General features: G+C 63.3%; 18 protein-coding genes. 13 read left to right on the forward strand and 5 right to left on the reverse strand.

Translation table 11 applies throughout. The features are described 5' to 3' along the window. Positions 1 to 32: 32 nt before the first annotated feature. The gene (locus CSQ95_RS17675; protein ID WP_099410453.1) at positions 33 to 791 is read right to left on the reverse strand and encodes an NF038120 family PEP-CTERM protein; all 759 of its coding nucleotides are present in this window, start codon (positions 789 to 791) and stop codon (positions 33 to 35) included. Positions 792 to 1,281: 490 nt separating this feature from the next. On the opposite strand from CSQ95_RS17675, the gene gspG reads away from it, so the two are divergent. From gspG to CSQ95_RS17735, 12 genes are all read left to right on the forward strand, one after another. Beyond that, complete coding sequence (gene gspG, locus CSQ95_RS17680; RefSeq protein ID WP_034782166.1) at positions 1,282 to 1,725, forward strand: type II secretion system major pseudopilin GspG; 444 nt, start codon at positions 1,282 to 1,284, stop codon at positions 1,723 to 1,725. Between the two features lie 36 nt (positions 1,726 to 1,761). Then, positions 1,762 to 2,967: a type II secretion system F family protein gene (locus CSQ95_RS17685; RefSeq protein ID WP_070224740.1), complete on the forward strand. Its 1,206-nt coding sequence runs from the start codon at positions 1,762 to 1,764 to the stop codon at positions 2,965 to 2,967. Beyond that, a complete protein-coding gene (locus CSQ95_RS17690) occupies positions 2,964 to 4,670 on the forward strand; it encodes a GspE/PulE family protein (protein ID WP_099410454.1) in 1,707 nt (568 codons plus the stop codon). The genes CSQ95_RS17685 and CSQ95_RS17690 overlap by 4 nt, the downstream gene beginning before the upstream one ends. Positions 4,671 to 4,737: 67 nt before the next feature. Continuing rightward, positions 4,738 to 5,523 (forward strand): hypothetical protein, encoded by a 786-nt coding sequence (locus CSQ95_RS17695; RefSeq protein WP_143449997.1) that lies wholly within the window; start codon positions 4,738 to 4,740, stop codon positions 5,521 to 5,523. After that, a complete protein-coding gene (locus CSQ95_RS17700; RefSeq protein ID WP_099410456.1) occupies positions 5,520 to 6,068 on the forward strand; it encodes a hypothetical protein in 549 nt (182 codons plus the stop codon). Before CSQ95_RS17695 ends, CSQ95_RS17700 begins: the two co-directional genes overlap by 4 nt. Further along, a complete protein-coding gene (locus CSQ95_RS17705; RefSeq protein WP_099410457.1) occupies positions 6,065 to 6,637 on the forward strand; it encodes a hypothetical protein in 573 nt (190 codons plus the stop codon). Before CSQ95_RS17700 ends, CSQ95_RS17705 begins: the two co-directional genes overlap by 4 nt. After that, positions 6,634 to 7,155 (forward strand): hypothetical protein, encoded by a 522-nt coding sequence (locus CSQ95_RS17710; RefSeq protein ID WP_070308447.1) that lies wholly within the window; start codon positions 6,634 to 6,636, stop codon positions 7,153 to 7,155. The genes CSQ95_RS17705 and CSQ95_RS17710 overlap by 4 nt, the downstream gene beginning before the upstream one ends. Next, complete coding sequence (locus tag CSQ95_RS17715) at positions 7,155 to 9,185, forward strand: secretin N-terminal domain-containing protein (protein ID WP_099410458.1); 2,031 nt, start codon at positions 7,155 to 7,157, stop codon at positions 9,183 to 9,185. The genes CSQ95_RS17710 and CSQ95_RS17715 overlap by 1 nt, the downstream gene beginning before the upstream one ends. After that, positions 9,182 to 9,664: a type II secretion system protein gene (locus tag CSQ95_RS17720; protein WP_099410459.1), complete on the forward strand. Its 483-nt coding sequence runs from the start codon at positions 9,182 to 9,184 to the stop codon at positions 9,662 to 9,664. Before CSQ95_RS17715 ends, CSQ95_RS17720 begins: the two co-directional genes overlap by 4 nt. Before the next feature lie 3 nt (positions 9,665 to 9,667). Next, positions 9,668 to 10,060 carry a type II secretion system protein gene (locus CSQ95_RS17725; protein WP_099410460.1) on the forward strand — a complete coding sequence of 131 codons (393 nt, stop codon included), beginning with the start codon at positions 9,668 to 9,670 and terminating at the stop codon, positions 10,058 to 10,060. Positions 10,061 to 10,065: 5 nt separating this feature from the next. Next, positions 10,066 to 10,716 (forward strand): type II secretion system protein, encoded by a 651-nt coding sequence (locus CSQ95_RS17730; protein WP_099410461.1) that lies wholly within the window; start codon positions 10,066 to 10,068, stop codon positions 10,714 to 10,716. Positions 10,717 to 10,958: 242 nt separating this feature from the next. Beyond that, positions 10,959 to 11,456 carry an FxDxF family PEP-CTERM protein gene (locus tag CSQ95_RS17735; RefSeq protein ID WP_099410462.1) on the forward strand — a complete coding sequence of 166 codons (498 nt, stop codon included), beginning with the start codon at positions 10,959 to 10,961 and terminating at the stop codon, positions 11,454 to 11,456. A 518-nt stretch (positions 11,457 to 11,974) separates the two neighbouring features. On the opposite strand, the gene murJ is transcribed toward CSQ95_RS17735, so the two are convergent. Then, a complete protein-coding gene (gene murJ, locus CSQ95_RS17745; RefSeq protein ID WP_099410464.1) occupies positions 11,975 to 13,522 on the reverse strand; it encodes a murein biosynthesis integral membrane protein MurJ in 1,548 nt (515 codons plus the stop codon). 308 nt (positions 13,523 to 13,830) lie between these two features. Here murJ and rpsT point away from each other — a divergent pair, with 308 nt between their 5' ends. Further along, a complete protein-coding gene (gene rpsT / locus CSQ95_RS17750; RefSeq protein ID WP_010395935.1) occupies positions 13,831 to 14,097 on the forward strand; it encodes a 30S ribosomal protein S20 in 267 nt (88 codons plus the stop codon). A 174-nt stretch (positions 14,098 to 14,271) separates the two neighbouring features. Here rpsT and CSQ95_RS17755 read toward each other — a convergent pair whose 3' ends face one another. The 3 genes from CSQ95_RS17755 to CSQ95_RS17765 all read right to left on the reverse strand — a co-directional run bounded on the left by CSQ95_RS17755 (position 14,272) and on the right by CSQ95_RS17765 (position 15,800). Next, positions 14,272 to 14,715: a DUF192 domain-containing protein gene (locus CSQ95_RS17755; protein ID WP_099410465.1), complete on the reverse strand. Its 444-nt coding sequence runs from the start codon at positions 14,713 to 14,715 to the stop codon at positions 14,272 to 14,274. A gap of 132 nt (positions 14,716 to 14,847) precedes the next feature. Continuing rightward, positions 14,848 to 15,129, reverse strand: coding sequence for a hypothetical protein (locus CSQ95_RS17760; protein ID WP_139143060.1), 282 nt, complete (start codon positions 15,127 to 15,129; stop codon positions 14,848 to 14,850). Positions 15,130 to 15,236: 107 nt separating this feature from the next. Next, complete coding sequence (locus CSQ95_RS17765; RefSeq protein ID WP_099410466.1) at positions 15,237 to 15,800, reverse strand: pseudouridine synthase; 564 nt, start codon at positions 15,798 to 15,800, stop codon at positions 15,237 to 15,239. Positions 15,801 to 16,017: the final 217 nt, after the last annotated feature.

Genomic DNA, 16,017 nt, shown 5'->3' on the forward strand with positions numbered 1-16,017 from the left:
TGGTGACGGTAGCGGGAATCGAAAGGGATAAATCAGGCTTGCTGGCGGCGGCGCGCCACGAAACCGATGCCTGCCAGGCCCAGCAGCATCATCGCGTAGGTCGATGGCTCCGGTACCGAGGCGACGATGTTGTCGAGCGCAAACTGGCCCTTGTTGCTGCTGAAGGCGTTGCAACTGCCGGCCGTGTTGCAAGTGAAACCGAAGAAGGCCAGCGAGGCGAACTGCTGGCTGCCGAAGTTGGCGCTGGTGTTGTAGCGCTGGAACTGGAAGTTGCCGCCGAGCGGGCCGCCCAGCTGGTACGTTTCATACATGTAAGAGCCGTCCGCATAGAAGCCTTGCACGCGCAGCAGGCCGGCCACGGCCGGATAGGTGACGCCCTGCGCATAGCCGATGAAGCTGGCATCGAAACCTTGCAGGCTGACGCTGCCGCCCGTCTTCAGCGGGTCCAGGTAGACGATGCCGTCGTTGAGGGCCGCATAGTAATTGCTCGTATTGTTGGTCGGGCACGCCATGCCGCAGGCGGCCGGGTCCGTGCCGTCGAACACGGCGCCGACCAGGTCGCCATAATTGGCGCCCTGCACATTCGAGGCGCCCGTCAGCAGGAAATTTTTGAATTCCAGCGAGTCGCCGTGGCCGACGAACTGGCTGTCGAGATTATCGAAGTTGATCACGTCCGCGACGGCGGCGGGAGCCCAGGCGGCGGACAGGGCCAGGATGGCGGCGCCAGTCCACTGCTTGGCCGAGAAAGGACTTGCTGCGGCAGTTGCCTTCGAATGCACAATACGAGTCATGAATTTTCCCTTGGTGATTATGTCGGATGCAATATGTTTTGCGTCTTGGATGCTGTCTTGGATGCTCTCTCCTGCGCGGCCGGCGGATAGGACCAATGCGGACCCATGCGTAGAAAATTGATTTTTACTATAGCAAAAGAGGCAATTGCATTGTTTGATATTCTTTCAAATTTAATTTGAAAGTTACAAATAATGAATGAATAAAATTCATCATTTACTATGGTTTGACAACCAAAAGTAGATAGTTTCTGCATTGAAAATAGTTGAATAATTGACTAGCCAGTCAGGCGTGCGCGGCGCCGTGGCCCTTTCGTACACACTGGATGGTTTCCGCAGGAATTTGTTGTTCACAGAGCAAAGAAAAGATTGTATTAACCATAACCGGCATGGTAGGCTGATAAGCATCAGGCAAGCGCGTGTCGCCCGTGCGTGGTCATCCGCCGCGCACAGCGACGCAATGTATTGAAGGTAGGCAATAAGGAGTTACCGGATGCATGCAGCACACAGGCAGAACCTTGCGGCAACGCGCCATGCGCGCGGCTTTACCTTGCTCGAACTGCTGGTGGTCATCGTGATCATCGGCTTGCTGGCCGCGTATGTCGGCCCCAAGTATTTCGCCCAGCTGGGCAAATCCGAAGTGACGGTGGCCAAGGCGCAGATCGAGGCGTTTGAAAAATCGCTCGACACCTACCGCCTCGACGTGGGACGCTATCCGACCACGGAAGAGGGCCTGGCCGCGCTGCTGGCCGCGCCGCCCGCCGCCGGCACGCGCTGGAATGGCCCCTACCTGAAAAAAGCCGTGCCGCTCGACCCGTGGGGCCATGCGTATCAATACCGCGCACCGGGCAGCAAGGGCGAATATGACATCGTCTCGATGGGCAAGGATGGCCAGCCCGGCGGCAGCGGCGAAAACGCCGACATCAGCTCGCAATAACGCCAGCGCCATTCTTTTTCCTACGGACAAGCCATCATGCAGTTTGAAGTACGCGCGCTTTCCACGGACCAGGCCGTAGCTACCTTGCATACGTGCGTGATCGACGGCCGCGACGAGGCGGACGCGCGCCGCCAGGCAGAGGCGCGCGGCCTGTTCGTCAGCGCCATCCGCCCCGTGCGGGCCACGCCGTTCAGCGCGGCCGGGCGCCAGCGCGCGCGGGCCTTGCCCCTGCTGCTGTTCAGTCAGGAATTGCTGGCGCTGCTGCAAGCCGGCCTGGGCATCGTCGAAGCGCTGGAAGCCTTGCTGGAAAAGGAAGCGTCGCCGGCCACGCGCAGCGTGCTCACGCGTCTGCTGGAAGGCTTGCGCGAAGGCAAGCGCTTTTCCGCCGTGCTGGCAGAGCAGGCCGAACTGTTTCCCCCCTTGTATATCGGCATCGTCAAGGCGGCCGAGGGCACGAGCGACTTGCCGCGCGCGCTGTCGCGCTACATCGACTACCAGCAGCGCATCGATACGGTGCGTGGCAAGATCGTCAGCGCCGCCATCTATCCGACTATTTTGCTGGCCGTGGGCGGCGGCGTCAGCGCCTTTCTGATCAGCTATGTGGTGCCCCGTTTCGCCGAGGTCTACCAGGGCGCCGGGCGCAATCTGCCGTGGATGTCGCAAGTGATGCTTAGCTGGGGCCAGTTCGTCACGCAGCATGGCGTGCTGCTGTTGCTCGGACTGCTGATCACGGGCAGCGGCGTGTTCACTGCCGTGCGGCGCGCGCTGCGCCATGGCGGCGTGGCGCGCCTGCTGGCGAAACTGCCCGGCATCGGCGAGCGCGTGCGCATCTATGAACTGTCGCGCCTGTACCTGACCCTGGGCATGCTGGCCGAAGGGGGCATTACCATCGTGCAGGCGATTGCCACCGTGCAAGCGATGGTCTCGCCGGGCATGCAGGCCTCCTTGCAAGGCGCGCGCGGCGCCATCGAGGCGGGCCAGCCGCTGTCGTCCGCCTTCGAGCAGCATCAATTGACGACGCCGATTTCCCTGCGCATGCTGCGCGTGGGCGAGCGCACGGGCGACATGGGGCCCATGCTGACGCAGTCGGCCGCCTTTTACGACGGCGAAATCAGCCGCTGGATCGACCGTTTTACGCGCACCTTCGAACCCTTGCTGATGGCCGCCATCGGCCTCGTCGTGGGCGCCATCGTGATCCTGCTGTACATGCCCATCTTTGACCTTGCCGGCGATATTTCATGATGCAGAGCGCAGCCGAATCCACCGCGGCCATCGCGGCCATCGACCCTGCGCTGCTGCAGCGCGCGCGCATGCTGAGCCGGCAATCGAAGCGCAGCCTGGTCGAGGAATTGCAGGAACTGAGCGGCATCGAGGCGCGTGCCGTGGTGCGCGCACTGGCGCGCCCGTTCGGCCTGGACGTGCTGGAAACGGCCGACATGCTTGCCTTGTCTCCCGCCTTCGATGTGCTGCCCCTGTCGCAGGCACTGGCGCGCCACAGCGTGCTGCTGCGCGCCGCCGACGGTCAGCTGCTGGGCGTGATCGCCGACCCGTTCGACCTCGACCTGCAAACCTGGCTCGGCGCGCGCGCGGGGCAGGGCGTGTTGGACGTGCGCCTGGCGCTGCAGGCCGACATCGGCGCCTACCTGTCGAAGCAGGAAGAATCGGCGCGCGCCGTCGACAGCCTGCTGCCCGGCGCGGCGAACGATGCGCGGCGCGACGGCAAGACGGCGGCCGTGCTGTCCTTCGCCAGCGTGTCGGAAGCGGCCAGCCCCGCCGTCAAGCTGGTCAACTCGACTTTATATGACGCCCTGAAGGCGGGCGCTTCCGACATCCACCTGGAAAGCACGGCCGGCGGCCTGGCCGTCAAGTACCGCGTCGACGGCGTGCTTGATCACGCCACGTCCGTCAACGGCATCGAAGTGGCCGAGCACATCATCTCGCGCCTGAAAGTGCTGGCCGAACTCGATATCGCCGAGCGCCGCGTGCCGCAGGATGGCAGCTTCCGCGTCGAGGCGGGCCGGCGCGAAATCGATTTGCGCGTCTCCATCATGCCCAGCATCCATGGCGAGGACGCCGTCATCCGCATCCTCGACAAGCGCGCCATGATCGAGGCCTACGGCGCGCTGACCCTGGAAGCGCTGGGCTTTGACGCGCCCTCGCTCGAAGCCCTGCGCGCGCTGGCCCAGGAAGCCTATGGCATGCTGCTCGTCACCGGTCCCACGGGCTCGGGCAAGACGACGACCCTGTATGCGGCGCTGACGGAAATCCATAACGGGCGCGAAAAGATCATCACCATCGAGGACCCCGTCGAATACCAGCTGCCCGGCATCCTGCAAATCCCCGTGAATGAAAAGAAGGGGCTGACTTTCGCCAAGGGCTTGCGCTCGATCCTGCGCCACGACCCCGATAAAATCATGGTGGGCGAGATCCGCGACCGCGAGACGGCGGAAATCGCCGTGCAATCGGCCCTCACGGGCCATCTGGTGCTCACCACCGTGCATGCGAATAATGTGTTCGACGTGTTTGGCCGCTTTACGCACATGGGCATCGATCCGTATGCCTTCGTCTCGGCCTTGAACGGCATCTGGGCACAGCGCCTGATCCGCACCAACTGCCCCCATTGCGCGGCGGAGTACACGCCCGACGACGCGGAGCTGGCCAGCGTGGGCCTGGCGCGCGCCGACGTGGCAGGCTATGAATTCAAGCAGGGCAAGGGCTGCGGCGACTGCCGCGGAACGGGCTACAAGGGACGCCGCTCGATCGCCGAGATTCTCGTGCTGACCGATGAAATCCGCGAACTGATCGTCGATAAAAAACCGATCCGCCAGATCAAGGCGGCCGCGTATGCGAACGGCACGCGCAGCTTGCGCCTGGCGGCGCTGGAACTGGTCAAGCGGGGCGCCACCACCATCACGGAAATCAAGAGGGTCACCCTGCATGCGTAGCGGTTTTGCGAAGTTGAGATTTGGAAGATTTGGACAGGCATTGCGCCTGGGCGTGGCGGCGGATGGCTTGAGCTTGTGGCGCGGCAGCCGCTGGCGCGCGCCCGCCTGGACGCCGTTGGGCGAAACCGCGTATGTGTCGGACGTCACTCATGGCCTGCATGGCGATTTTTCCGCCCTGGGCCAGGCGCTGGCGCAGTTGCTGGAGCGGCTGCTGCCGACGGACCAATACGCGGGCTGGCCCCTGTCCGTGGTGCTCGACGACGCTTTGGCGCGCCTGTGGCAGGTGGACCTGCCGCAGGGCGCCGCGCGTCTGGCCGACATCGAGGCGGCCGCCGCGCTGCGCTTCCAGTCGCTGTATGGCGATGCGCCCGGCCTGTGGCACAGCAGCAGTGCCTGGGATGCGCGCGTGCCGTTTTTCTGCGCCGTGCCCCGTGCGTTGCTGGCGCAGCTGACGCGCGTGGCGGCCGACCGCAAGCTGGCTCTGATTTTTATTACGCCGCAATTCGCGCGCCACTGGAACCGCTGGCACGGCGCATTGAAACCGGGCGCCTGGTTCGGCCAGTTGCAGGAAAACGCCTTGACCCTGGGCGTGCGGCACGATGGCCGCCTGTGCGCCGTGCGTGCGCTGCCCGTGCCGGCTGGTGCCGGCAGGGACTGGCTGGTGCAGACGCTGGCGCGCGAGGCGCTGCTGCAAGGCGTGACCGCGCCGGCGCTGCTGCAGCTGTGCGGCGCGCCGCCGCCCGCATGGCTGACACCGACAAAAGAGTTCCACTGCCAGGTTTTTTCCACGCCGGACGGGGAAGGCGCCTTGTCGCCGGCCGGTCGGCTGGCCTGCAGCGGAGGCGTGGCATGACGCGTCTCGATATCGATTTCGCGCCGCCGAATTGGCGCCGCAGCCTGCACCGCGTGCCCGTCTGGGCATGGGGCACGGGGGCGCTGGGCATGGTGCTGGTCGTCACGGCGGCGTACAGCGGCAGCGCTGCGCTGCAGCGCCAGCAGCTGCGCGAGGGGCAGTTGCAGCGCGCGCAGCAACGCGTGCTGGCCGCCACGCTGGGCCCGGCGCCTGCGCCGCAAATGGCCATCGCACCGGCGCAGGCGGCGGCCGTGAATGCGGCCATCCTGCAATTGAACCTGCCGTGGCGCGACCTGCAGGATGCGCTGGCCAGCGCCACGCCGCCCGCCATCGCGCTGCTGGCGCTGGAGCCGGACGCGCGCAAGCGCGTGCTGAAGATCACGGCCGAAACCACCGGCAGCGACGCCATGGTGGCCTACATCGCGCAATTGAAGCAGCAGGAGCTGTTCGGCTCCCGCGTGCAGCTGCTGCGCCATGAAATCAACGCGCTCGATCCGAACAAACCCTTGCGCTTCCAGCTTCAAGCGCAGTGGGGTACGCCATGATGGCCATCGATATCAATATCTTGCGCCTGCGCGCGCAACTGCTGCTGCGTCGCCTGGGCGTGCCCGCCTGCCTGGCCGTGCTTCTGCTCGCACTGGGGATTGCCGCCTGGGCATGGGCCTGGCAGCAGCGCGCCGTGGCGGCGCGGCTGGAAGCGCGGCCCTTGCCGCAGCCAGCGCTGGCCGTGGCGGCCCTGGCGCCGCCGGCGACGGCCAGCGAGAACCTGGCCCGTTTTTATGCCGCCCTGGGGCAGCAGCGCCACGCGGAGCAGCAGGTCAAGCAGCTGTTCGACCTGGCCGCGAAAAACGGCTTGCTGCTGACGCAGGGCGAATACAAGAGCGGTTACGACAAGGCCAGCCGTGTCGCCACCTGGCAGGTGACCTTGCCGCTGAAGGGCAGTTACGCGGCCGTGTGGCAGTTCGCGCTGCAGGCGCTGCGCGCCGTCCCCTTTGCCTCGCTCGACGAACTGAGTTTTCGCCGCGAGCAGATCGCCGATACGCAACTCGAGGCGCGCCTGCGCCTGACCTTCTATCTGAGCGATACGCCTGGCGTTGCGGGAGAAACACCATGACCCCGCGCCATTGGCTCATGCTGGCCGGCGTGCTGGGCGCGGGCGCCTTGCTGCTGTTCGGCGAGCGCCAGCCCGTGGCCGACGTGGCCGAGGCGGTGGAGCGGGCCGTCGCGCCCGCGCGTAAGCCGGCCGGCAAAGCGGAGGCAGCGCAGCCGGCCATCCTGGCCCTGCTGCCGCGCAGCGAAGTGGCGGGCGAGGATGGCGACACCTTTGGCGGCGCCGGCGCTGTCTTCCAGAGCCAGAACTGGAATCCGCCGCCGCCGAAAATGGCGGTGACGGCTGCGCCGCCGCCACCGCCGCCGACGGCGCCGCCGCTGCCCTTCGTCTACCTGGGCAAGGCGGCCGCCGACGGCGCCTGGGAAGTGTTTTTGTCGCGCGCCGACAAGACGTATATCGTGCGCGCCAATACCGTCATCGATGGCGCCTACAAGGTCGTGACGATCGCGCCGCCCGTCATGACGCTCACCTATCTGCCGTTGAACCAGGTTCAGCAGCTCAACATTGGAGTACTCGAGTGATGTCTCGTTCCTTTTCACCGGCGCCTTTGCTGGCGTTGCTGGTGCTGCTGTCCGGCTGCGCGGGGCAGCAAGCTTACCGCGACGGGCGCGAGCTGATTGCGCAAGATCAGATCCCGGCCGGCCTGCAAAAACTGCAGGAGGCGCTGCAGCAGGACCCCGGCAACGCGCAATACCGCAGCGCGTATCTGCAGGCGCGCGAACGGGCGACCAGCAGCCGCTTGCAGCAGGCCGAGCGCCAGGCGCAGGCGGGACAAGGCGACCTGGCGCGCACCTCCTTCATGAGCGTGCTGGAAATCGATGCGCAGAACGAACGCGCCAGCAGCGGCTTGCGCGCGCTCGAACGCGAGCAGCGCCAGGGCAAGCTGCTGGCCGAAGCGCAGAAGGATCTCGACGCCAAGCGCTACGACCCCGCGCGCCAGCGCCTGAACGCCATCCTCACGGAGCAGCCGAATCACGCCGGCGCGCGCGCGCTGCTGCGCGAGGTCGATGAAAAAACGGCGCCGCCCGTGGCCGAATCGGGCCTGGCCAAATCGTACAAGCAGCCGATCACGATCGAGTTCCGCGACGCGCCGTTAAAACAGGTGTTCGAGCTGATCGCGCGCCGCTCAGGCCTCAATTTCGTCTTCGACAAGGACGTCAAGGCGGACGCGAAAACCTCGATCTTCCTGAAAAACAGCACGGTGGAATCGGCCGTCTACTTCCTGCTGGTGACGAACCAGCTGGAGCAGCAGGTGATGGATGCGAACACGATTTTGATCTACCCGAACGTGGCGGCAAAATTGAAGGAGTACCAGGAAGTGCTGGTGAAAACCTTCTTCCTGGCGAACGCGGATGCCAAGCAGGTGGCCAACACGCTCAAGACGATTTTGAAGACGCGCGACGTGGTGGCCGATGAAAAGCTCAACCTCGTCATCGTGCGCGACACGCCCGAGGCGATCCGCCTGGCCGAGCGCCTGATCGCGCTGCAGGACGTGCCCGAGGCGGAAGTGGTGCTGGAACTGGAAATCCTCGAAGTCAAGCGCAGCCGCCTGATGGAACTGGGCGTGGCCTGGCCATCGAGCCTGACCCTGACGCCACTTTCCACCTCGGGCGGCGTGGGGCTGACCATCAACGACCTGAATAACCTGAACCAGCGCACCATCGGCGTGAGTGACCTGTCCGTGACGGCGAATGCCAAGAAGACGGATGGCGACGCGAATATCCTGGCCAATCCGCGCATCCGCGTGCGCAACCGGGAAAAGGCGAAGTTCGTCATCGGCGACAGGGTGCCCGTGGTGACCACTACGATTTCGCCGGGCACGGGCGGCTTCGCTTCCGAGTCGATCAGCTACCTGGACGTGGGCCTGACGGTGAACGCCGAGCCGACCATCTATTTGAACAATGAGGTAGGCATCCGCATCTCGCTCGAAGTGAGCAACCTGGGGGCGGCCACCACCACCCGCAGCGGCTCGACCCTGTACCAGATCGGCACGCGCCAGGCCTCGACCATGCTGCAACTGAAGGATGGCGAAAACCAGGTGCTGGCTGGCCTGATCAACAATGAAGAGCGCAGCTCGGGCAACAAGGTGCCGGGCCTGGGCGACATACCCGTGCTGGGACGGCTGTTCGGCAGCAGCAAGGACGACAGCCAGAAGACGGAAATCGTGCTGTCGATCACGCCGCACCTGGTGCGCACCGTGCAGCGTCCGGAAGCGAAGGAATCGGAATTCTCGGCCGGCACGGAAGGCAGCTTCCGCCGCCGTCCCGACATGGCGGCCAACGCGCCCACGCAGATGCCGGGCACGGTCATCGTGCGTTCCGGCCCGTCGGCCGTCGGCATGCAGCCGGCGCCGGCGCAGCCGATGATGACGCCGGGCCAGGTGCCATCGACCTTGCCGCAGAGCGTGGCGGCGCCGGAAGTGGCGCCGTCGCCCGAGCCGGCCGCGTCGCCTTTGCCGATATCGTCGGGCCAGCCCGTACCGCTGCAGGCGGCACCCTTGCCCCTGTCGTCGAGCCAGCCGGTGCCGGTGGTGCCGCCGCCCGCCAAATGAGCGTGACGCGTGCGCAGGGCGGCTTCACCCTGATCGAACTGCTGGTGACCCTGGCCATCCTGGGCGTGCTGGCCACCCTGGTGATCCCCGTCACGCAGGTGACGGTGCAGCGGCGCCAGGAGCAGGAATTGCGGCGCGCGCTGCGCGACATCCGCCAGGGGCTCGACGCCTATAAACGGGCTGGCGACGAAGGCCGCATCCTGCGCGCTCCCGACGCCAGCGGTTATCCGAAAAGCCTGGAACTGCTGGTCGAAGGCGTGCCGGACCAGCGCAACCCGAAGCGCAGCAAACTGTTTTTCCTGCGCCGCGTGCCGCGCGACCCGTTCAACGGCGACGCTGGTCTGAGCGACGCGCAAACGTGGGGCAAGCGCAGCTACGCCAGCGAAGCGGCCGAGCCGCGCGAGGGCGACGATGTCTACGATGTGTATTGCACGTCCGGCAAGACGGGCTTGAACAACGTGCCTTACCGTCTATGGTGAACCATGCCCGCTGAAAACACCCCACGCCGCAGGCGCGGCTTTACCCTGATCGAATTGCTGGTGGTGCTCGGCATCGTGGCGCTGCTGCTGACCCTGGCCGTGCCGCGCTACTTTCCCAGTCTCGACAAGGCGAAGGAAACCGTGCTGGCGGATAACTTGCGCAACCTGCGCACCACCATCGACCAGTTCCACGGCGATACGGGGCGCTACCCCGATTCGCTGGAGCAACTGGTGGACAAGAAATACCTGCGCGCCATGCCCATCGATCCCATCACGGAGAGCGACAGCAGCTGGCTGATCGTGCCGCCACCGGACGACACGCCGGGCCAGGTGTATGACGTGAAAAGCGGCGCGCCCGGCAAGGACCGCAGCGGCACGCCGTTCGCCGACTGGTAGCGGCCATGTACCGTTCTGCGCGCCGCCAGCGCGGTTTTACCTACCTGGGCCTGATCATTCTGGTGGCTATTCTGGGCCTGGTAGGGGCGGCCGGGCTGAAGATGGGCTCCTTGCTGCAGCGCCAGGCGGCCGAGCAGGAATTGCTCGATATCGGCGCGCAGTTTTCAGACGCCCTGTACAGTTATGCGGCGGCCACGCCGCCGGGCCAGCCGCAACAGCCGCCGACCCTGGCCGCCTTGCTGCGCGATCCCCGTACGCCCCAGCTGCGCCGGCACCTGCGCAAGTTGTTTGTCGACCCCGTCACGGGTCGCGCCGAGTGGGGCTTGCTGTATCAGCCGGGCAGCAACGGCATCATCGGCGTGTACAGCCTGTCCCAGGCTGCGCCATTAAAGGTTGGCAACTTCGAGGCCCGGTTTGCCGGCTTCGAAGGCAAGGCACATTTCTCGGAATGGCGCTTCATGGTCGATGCACGGGTGTCATCCGTGCCGTCTGCGGGACCGGCAGCTGTGCCAGCGAGTGATGAGGACGGCATCGCGCCCGCCTTGCCCGCGTCACCGTTGTTTTTTCGCCCTGTTACCCCACCGCAAGAACAAACGCCACCAGAGCCAAATGAACAGCTTGAGCCGCAAAATTCCCCTGAAAACACTGCCGAATAGATGTTTTTACCTTAAAACATGCGAAAAATAAATGTATGTGTCGGTAACTATTTTTCCTTGGAAATTCATAGATGCCGGCAAATAGTTCATTTTGAAAATAGTTATCAGTGGTGAAACTTAGATAAAAAATTTATAAGTAATTCAATGCAATTATGTTACCATTCTGTTCAGTACTTCCGGTACTAATAAACTATTGGTGGCCTGCGCATTGCAGCCATAAATTACTTTTTAAGGGATAAGCTATGAAATTGAAATTTATCGCTGCAGGCATCATGGCAGCAGCATCGTTCAGCGCGTCGGCAGCAACCTACGACCTGGGCATTCTGGACCCAACCGGTTCCGATACCCTGTCGGCTTTCACGACCAAGTTCGCGATCAATTCGCAGATCAATGATTCGTGGACCTTCCAGTTGCTGGCTCCATCGTCGACCTCGTTCGGTGCACTGCAAACGTTTTCCGTTGCTAACGGCGCGATCAAGGATTTCGCAGCTACCCTGGTCGGCTATGGCGATCTGGCCAAGAGCACGGCTAGCGGTATCCAGAATCTGAGCTGGGCAGGCGAATTGGCTGCAGGCACCTACACGGTGCAAGTCACGGGTCTGACCCTGGTGAAAAATGTGCAGTACGTAGGCACGGTTTCGGCCCTGCCAGTACCAGAACCAGAAACCTATGGCATGCTGCTGGGCGGCCTGGCATTGGTTGGCGCCGTGGCACGCCGCCGCGCCAAGAAAGCTGCTTAAGCTTTCGCTGCAATGAAAAAAACCCGCTCCGGCGGGTTTTTTTTCGTCTGGATCATTTGTGCAAGGCAGTACGCCTGCAACAACATCCTGCGCAATCGGGACAAGCTGCGCAGGCCCAGGTGCCAAGTCGAAGACAGTACGCGAGTACGGCGAGACGCCGGCATCAACATCCTGCGCAATCTGGACAAGCCGCGCAGGACCAGGCGCCAAGTCGGAGACAGTACCGCGAGTGCGCGAGACGCCGGCAACAACATCCTGCGCAATCTGGACAAGCTGCGCAGGACCAGGCGCCAAGTCGGAGACAGTACCGCGAGTGCGCGAGACGCCGGCAACAACATCCTGCGCAATCTGGACAAGCTGCGCAGGACCAGGCGCCAAGTCGAAGACAGTACGCGAGTACGCGAGACGCCAGCATCAACGTCCTGCGCAATCTGGGCAAGCTGCGCAGGACTAGGCGCCAAGTCGAAGACAGTACGCTAGTACGGCGAGACGCCGGCAACAACGTCCTGCGCAGCTTGTCACGCGTGGCGCTTGAAGTCGCGGAAGCGGAAGCCAACGAGGAACAAGGTGGCAAAGTACGCCACGCCGCACACGGCCACCACCAGGGCCAGCGCACCGGCCCGCAGCAGCGGATGGGCTTGCATGGCGATCCAGTCGATGCGCATGGCGCCAGCATACGCCACGCCGCCCATCACGACGAGTGCCGGCAGCAGGCGCGCGAAGAATTTGGCCCAGCCCGGTTTCGGCTGGTAGATGCCGCGCTTGCGCAAGCCCCAGTACAGGAAACTGGCATTCAGGCAGGCGCCCAGGCCGATCGACAGGGCCAGGCCGGCCACGGCGATATAGGGCACGAACAGCAGATTCATCAGCTGCGTGGCGATCAGCACGCCGATGGCGATTTTCACGGGTGTGCGGATGTCCTGGCGCGCATAGAAGGCGGGCGCCAGGGTTTTCACCAGGATGATGCCGATCAGGCCCAGGCTGTAGGCCACCAGCGGCTGCGTCGACATGGTCACGGATTCGGCCGTGAACTTGCCGTAGTGAAACAATGTCGCGATCAGCGGCGTGGCCAGGGTCGCCATGCCGACGGCGGCCGGCAGGGCCAGCAGGAAAGTCAAACGCAAGCCCCAGTCCAGCAAGGCGGAGTATTCCGTCTTGTCGCCATCCACGTTCGCTTTCGACAGGCTGGGCAGCAAGATGGTGCCCAGGGCCACGCCCAGCATGGCGGTCGGGAACTCCATCAGGCGGTCCGCATACGACAGCCAGGAAATGCTGCCTTCGGCCAGGCGCGAGGCGATGCTCGTGTTGATCATCAGGCTGATCTGGGCGGCCGAGACGGCGAACACGGCCGGTCCCATCTTTTTCAGCACGCGGCGCACGCCGCCGTCGGACAGGCCGATGGCGGGATTGATCGACAGCCGCGGCAGCATGCCGATCTTGATCAGCGCGGGAATCTGGATGGCCACCTGCAGCAGGCCGCCGGCGAACACGGCGATGGCCATGGCGTAGATCGGCTGTTTCAAGTATGGCGCGAGGAACAGCGAGGCGGCGATGAAGGACAGGTTCAGCAGCACTGGCGTGAACGCGGGAATCTTGAATTCGCGCCAGGTATTCAAGATGCCGCCGGCCAGGGCCACGAACGACATGCAGGTAATATAAGGGAACATCAGCCGCGTCATCCACACGGCCGCGTCGAAGGCGCCCGGGTCCTTGGACAGGCCCGTGGCGATCACGTAGACGAACCACGGTGCGCCGACGATGCCGATGGCGGACACGAGCAGGGTGGCCCAGACGAGGGTCGTGGCCACATGGTCGGCCAATTGCTTGCTCGCTTCCTGGCCGTGCTGGTTCTTGTATTCAGACAAGATCGGCACGAAGGCTTGCGAGAACGCCCCCTCGGCAAACAATCGGCGCAACAGGTTGGGGATGCGGAAGGCAACAATGAAAGCGTCCGTGTAGGCGCCGGCGCCAAAGGCGCGCGCGAACAGGCTTTCGCGCAATAATCCGGTTACACGGGACAGCATGGTCATGCTGGAAATGGCGGCGAGGGTTTTAAGCAAGTTCATGGGGGCAGATTATAGCCGGGCGCGGTACCGTTAAACGCTTAAAATATGGTAACAAACGCTGCCGATTCGCTGCGCATTTGCCCTTGCCAGCCCCATTTTCAGGTGTTTTTGGCGTGATACACGGTTTTTTGATTTGCCCCCGCTTGAAAATATCGCTATAATCGAAGGCTGTACAGAATTCTGTTACGCAGACACTAATGTTTGACAGGCACTGGTTTGGCACACATGGTTCGGCAGACGCACAGAACGCACCGGTTGGCAAACACTAATGTTTGCAAACGCACTTTGACCCTGTTTTAGGAAATTCCATGGCAAATACCGCACAAGCGCGCAAACGCGCTCGTCAAGCAGTTAAGCAAAACGCACACAATTCGTCCCAACGTTCGACCTTGCGCACGGCTATCAAAGCTGCTCGCAAAGCGATCCAGGGCGGCGACAAGGCAGCTGCTGCTGCAATCTTCCAAGCATCCGTGTCGACCATCGACCGTATCGCTGACAAGAAGATCATCCACAAAAACAAGGCAGCTCGCCATAAGAGCCGTCTGGCAGCTGCTTTGAAAGCACTGTCCGCTTAATATTCGCCAGCAGGCAAGCCACCACGGTGGCCTTGCCTGTGCCGGTACGCTGGCACTGGTTGAAAAGCAAAAACCCGCAGATTCATTCTGGCGGGTTTTTTCGCGTGGCGCATGCTTTTTCGGCCATCCGCGGTAGTCGTTTTCCGGCAGCGCCTTGCTGCCGGCCGCCACGGGCTAACGCAGCGCTGGCAAGTTGCCGATGCTCATGCCCGGCTTGATGTTCTTTTGCTTGAACCAGCCCAGGTGCATTTCCAGCGCATAGCGCACGGGCACGGTCTTCGTGGAGCAATGGCTGTCGAGTGTATGCGGCTGCATGTCTTCGATGTTGACGATCTTGCCGCTGGCATCGATAAAGGCCACCGACAGGGGCAGCGGCGTGTTTTTCATCCACATGCATTGCGTCGAGGGATTGCCAAAGACAAACAGCATGCCCGCATTCGCCGGCATTTTTTCACGGTACATCAACCCCTGTTCGCGTTGCTCTTCTGTCGCCGCCACTTCCGCCTGGATCAAATGCATGCCGGCCGACAGCTGCACGCTTTTTGTTTGCGCCTGGACCATGCTGGCGCAAGACAACAGGGCGATGGGCAGGCAGAGACGGAGAAGGGGATTTTTCATGGGACGGGATGGGTGGCTGCGAAGCGGCGATTAAGCCATGCTGGCGGCCGCCTGGTCAAGCATGCGGTCTGGTCGCGCCAAAAGCGTGGGGTGACAGCAACATAGTCGCTGCCGTCACCCCGGGAATGACCTTTATTTCACCGGCTTGCCTGTTTCAGCGGCCGGCTGCTTCGTCTTGCGCGCCTGGGGAATCAGGCGCGACGCGTCCGTCGCGGCGGAGGCGTTGACGGAAGCCGACGCCGGCGGCACGGGCTTGCTGGCATCGGTGGCGGCCGAAGCCTGGCTGGCTGCCGATGCGGGTGGCGGCTTGACGGCATCGGTCGCGGCGGAAGCGTGCACCTGGGCGCCCGACTGGGCCAGTGCGGCGCCGGCAAGCAGGGAGGCGGCCAGCGTGAATATTACTTTTGTCATCATCTTTCCTTTCCGTCATGTGAAGGTAAGATGATTTTAATGCATTATCTAAAAATAAATAGTGCTTATTGGAAAAATTTCAGCAAGGAAAACCTTTTTTCTTGTCCCGTTCACGTTTTCCCAATGTTCTCGGCCGGCACTTCGCACCATTCGCCGGGCATCAGCGGGTGGCTGGCCAGAGAAAATGGGCCGATGGCGCTGCGTACCAGGCGCAGGGTGGGCAGGCCGACGGCCGCCGTCATGCGCCGCACTTGCCGGTTTTTTCCTTCTTTTAAAGTGATCGCCAGCCAAGAGGTGGGCTTGTCGGCGCGCGCGCGGATGGGCGGGTTGCGCGGCCACAGCCAGTCGGGCTCGGCGATGCGCACGGCCTTGCACGGCTTGGTGATGAAGTCGCCCAAGTCCAGCGGCGCCTGCAGGCGCGCCAGGCTGGCCGCGTCGGGCACGCCATCGACCTGCACCAGGTAGGTTTTCGCTTCCTTGCGGTCCGGGTGGCTGATCTCGTGCTGCAGGCGGCCGTCGTCCGTCAGCAGCAGCAAGCCTTCGCTGTCGGCGTCGAGCCGGCCGGCCGGGTAGATGCCGGGAATGGTGAGGTGGTCGGCCAGGGTGGTACGGCCTTCCTGCGGCGAAAACTGGCACAGGACCTGGAATGGTTTATTGAAGAGAATGAGTGGCATGCTGGATAAATTGATGCAAACGAGGGTGGCTGCTGGTCGGCGCCGCAAAAGCGTGGCGCCCTGTAAGATACTGGTGCATAATGTGAAACGTTAGTCTTATGTCTTATAGAAGACATGGGCGATATGGCAACGAGGTTCTTTGGCGCTGCGGATGGCCCGGCTGTTCTTTCCCTGCTAAAGTGCGTTATTGCCGCCCTGTTCGGACTTGTTTTTGTAA

The sequence above is a fragment of the Janthinobacterium sp. BJB304 genome, assembly GCF_002735765.1.
Lineage (GTDB): Bacteria > Pseudomonadota > Gammaproteobacteria > Burkholderiales > Burkholderiaceae_D > Janthinobacterium.

Excerpts from the sequence above, each read along its gene's own strand:
- CSQ95_RS17675 (WP_099410453.1), bottom strand. The coding sequence starts at position 791 with ATGACTCGTATTGTGCATTCGAAGGCAACTGCCGCAGCAAGTCCTTTC.
- gspG (WP_034782166.1), top strand. The coding sequence starts at position 1,282 with ATGCATGCAGCACACAGGCAGAACCTTGCGGCAACGCGCCATGCGCGC.
- CSQ95_RS17685 (WP_070224740.1), top strand. The coding sequence starts at position 1,762 with ATGCAGTTTGAAGTACGCGCGCTTTCCACGGACCAGGCCGTAGCTACC.
- CSQ95_RS17690 (WP_099410454.1), top strand. The coding sequence starts at position 2,964 with ATGATGCAGAGCGCAGCCGAATCCACCGCGGCCATCGCGGCCATCGAC.
- CSQ95_RS17700 (WP_099410456.1), top strand. The coding sequence starts at position 5,520 with ATGACGCGTCTCGATATCGATTTCGCGCCGCCGAATTGGCGCCGCAGC.
- CSQ95_RS17705 (WP_099410457.1), top strand. The coding sequence starts at position 6,065 with ATGATGGCCATCGATATCAATATCTTGCGCCTGCGCGCGCAACTGCTG.
- CSQ95_RS17710 (WP_070308447.1), top strand. The coding sequence starts at position 6,634 with ATGACCCCGCGCCATTGGCTCATGCTGGCCGGCGTGCTGGGCGCGGGC.
- CSQ95_RS17715 (WP_099410458.1), top strand. The coding sequence starts at position 7,155 with ATGTCTCGTTCCTTTTCACCGGCGCCTTTGCTGGCGTTGCTGGTGCTG.
- CSQ95_RS17720 (WP_099410459.1), top strand. The coding sequence starts at position 9,182 with ATGAGCGTGACGCGTGCGCAGGGCGGCTTCACCCTGATCGAACTGCTG.
- CSQ95_RS17725 (WP_099410460.1), top strand. The coding sequence starts at position 9,668 with ATGCCCGCTGAAAACACCCCACGCCGCAGGCGCGGCTTTACCCTGATC.
- CSQ95_RS17730 (WP_099410461.1), top strand. The coding sequence starts at position 10,066 with ATGTACCGTTCTGCGCGCCGCCAGCGCGGTTTTACCTACCTGGGCCTG.
- CSQ95_RS17735 (WP_099410462.1), top strand. The coding sequence starts at position 10,959 with ATGAAATTGAAATTTATCGCTGCAGGCATCATGGCAGCAGCATCGTTC.
- murJ (WP_099410464.1), bottom strand. The coding sequence starts at position 13,522 with ATGAACTTGCTTAAAACCCTCGCCGCCATTTCCAGCATGACCATGCTG.
- rpsT (WP_010395935.1), top strand. The coding sequence starts at position 13,831 with ATGGCAAATACCGCACAAGCGCGCAAACGCGCTCGTCAAGCAGTTAAG.
- CSQ95_RS17755 (WP_099410465.1), bottom strand. The coding sequence starts at position 14,715 with ATGAAAAATCCCCTTCTCCGTCTCTGCCTGCCCATCGCCCTGTTGTCT.
- CSQ95_RS17760 (WP_139143060.1), bottom strand. The coding sequence starts at position 15,129 with ATGATGACAAAAGTAATATTCACGCTGGCCGCCTCCCTGCTTGCCGGC.
- CSQ95_RS17765 (WP_099410466.1), bottom strand. The coding sequence starts at position 15,800 with ATGCCACTCATTCTCTTCAATAAACCATTCCAGGTCCTGTGCCAGTTT.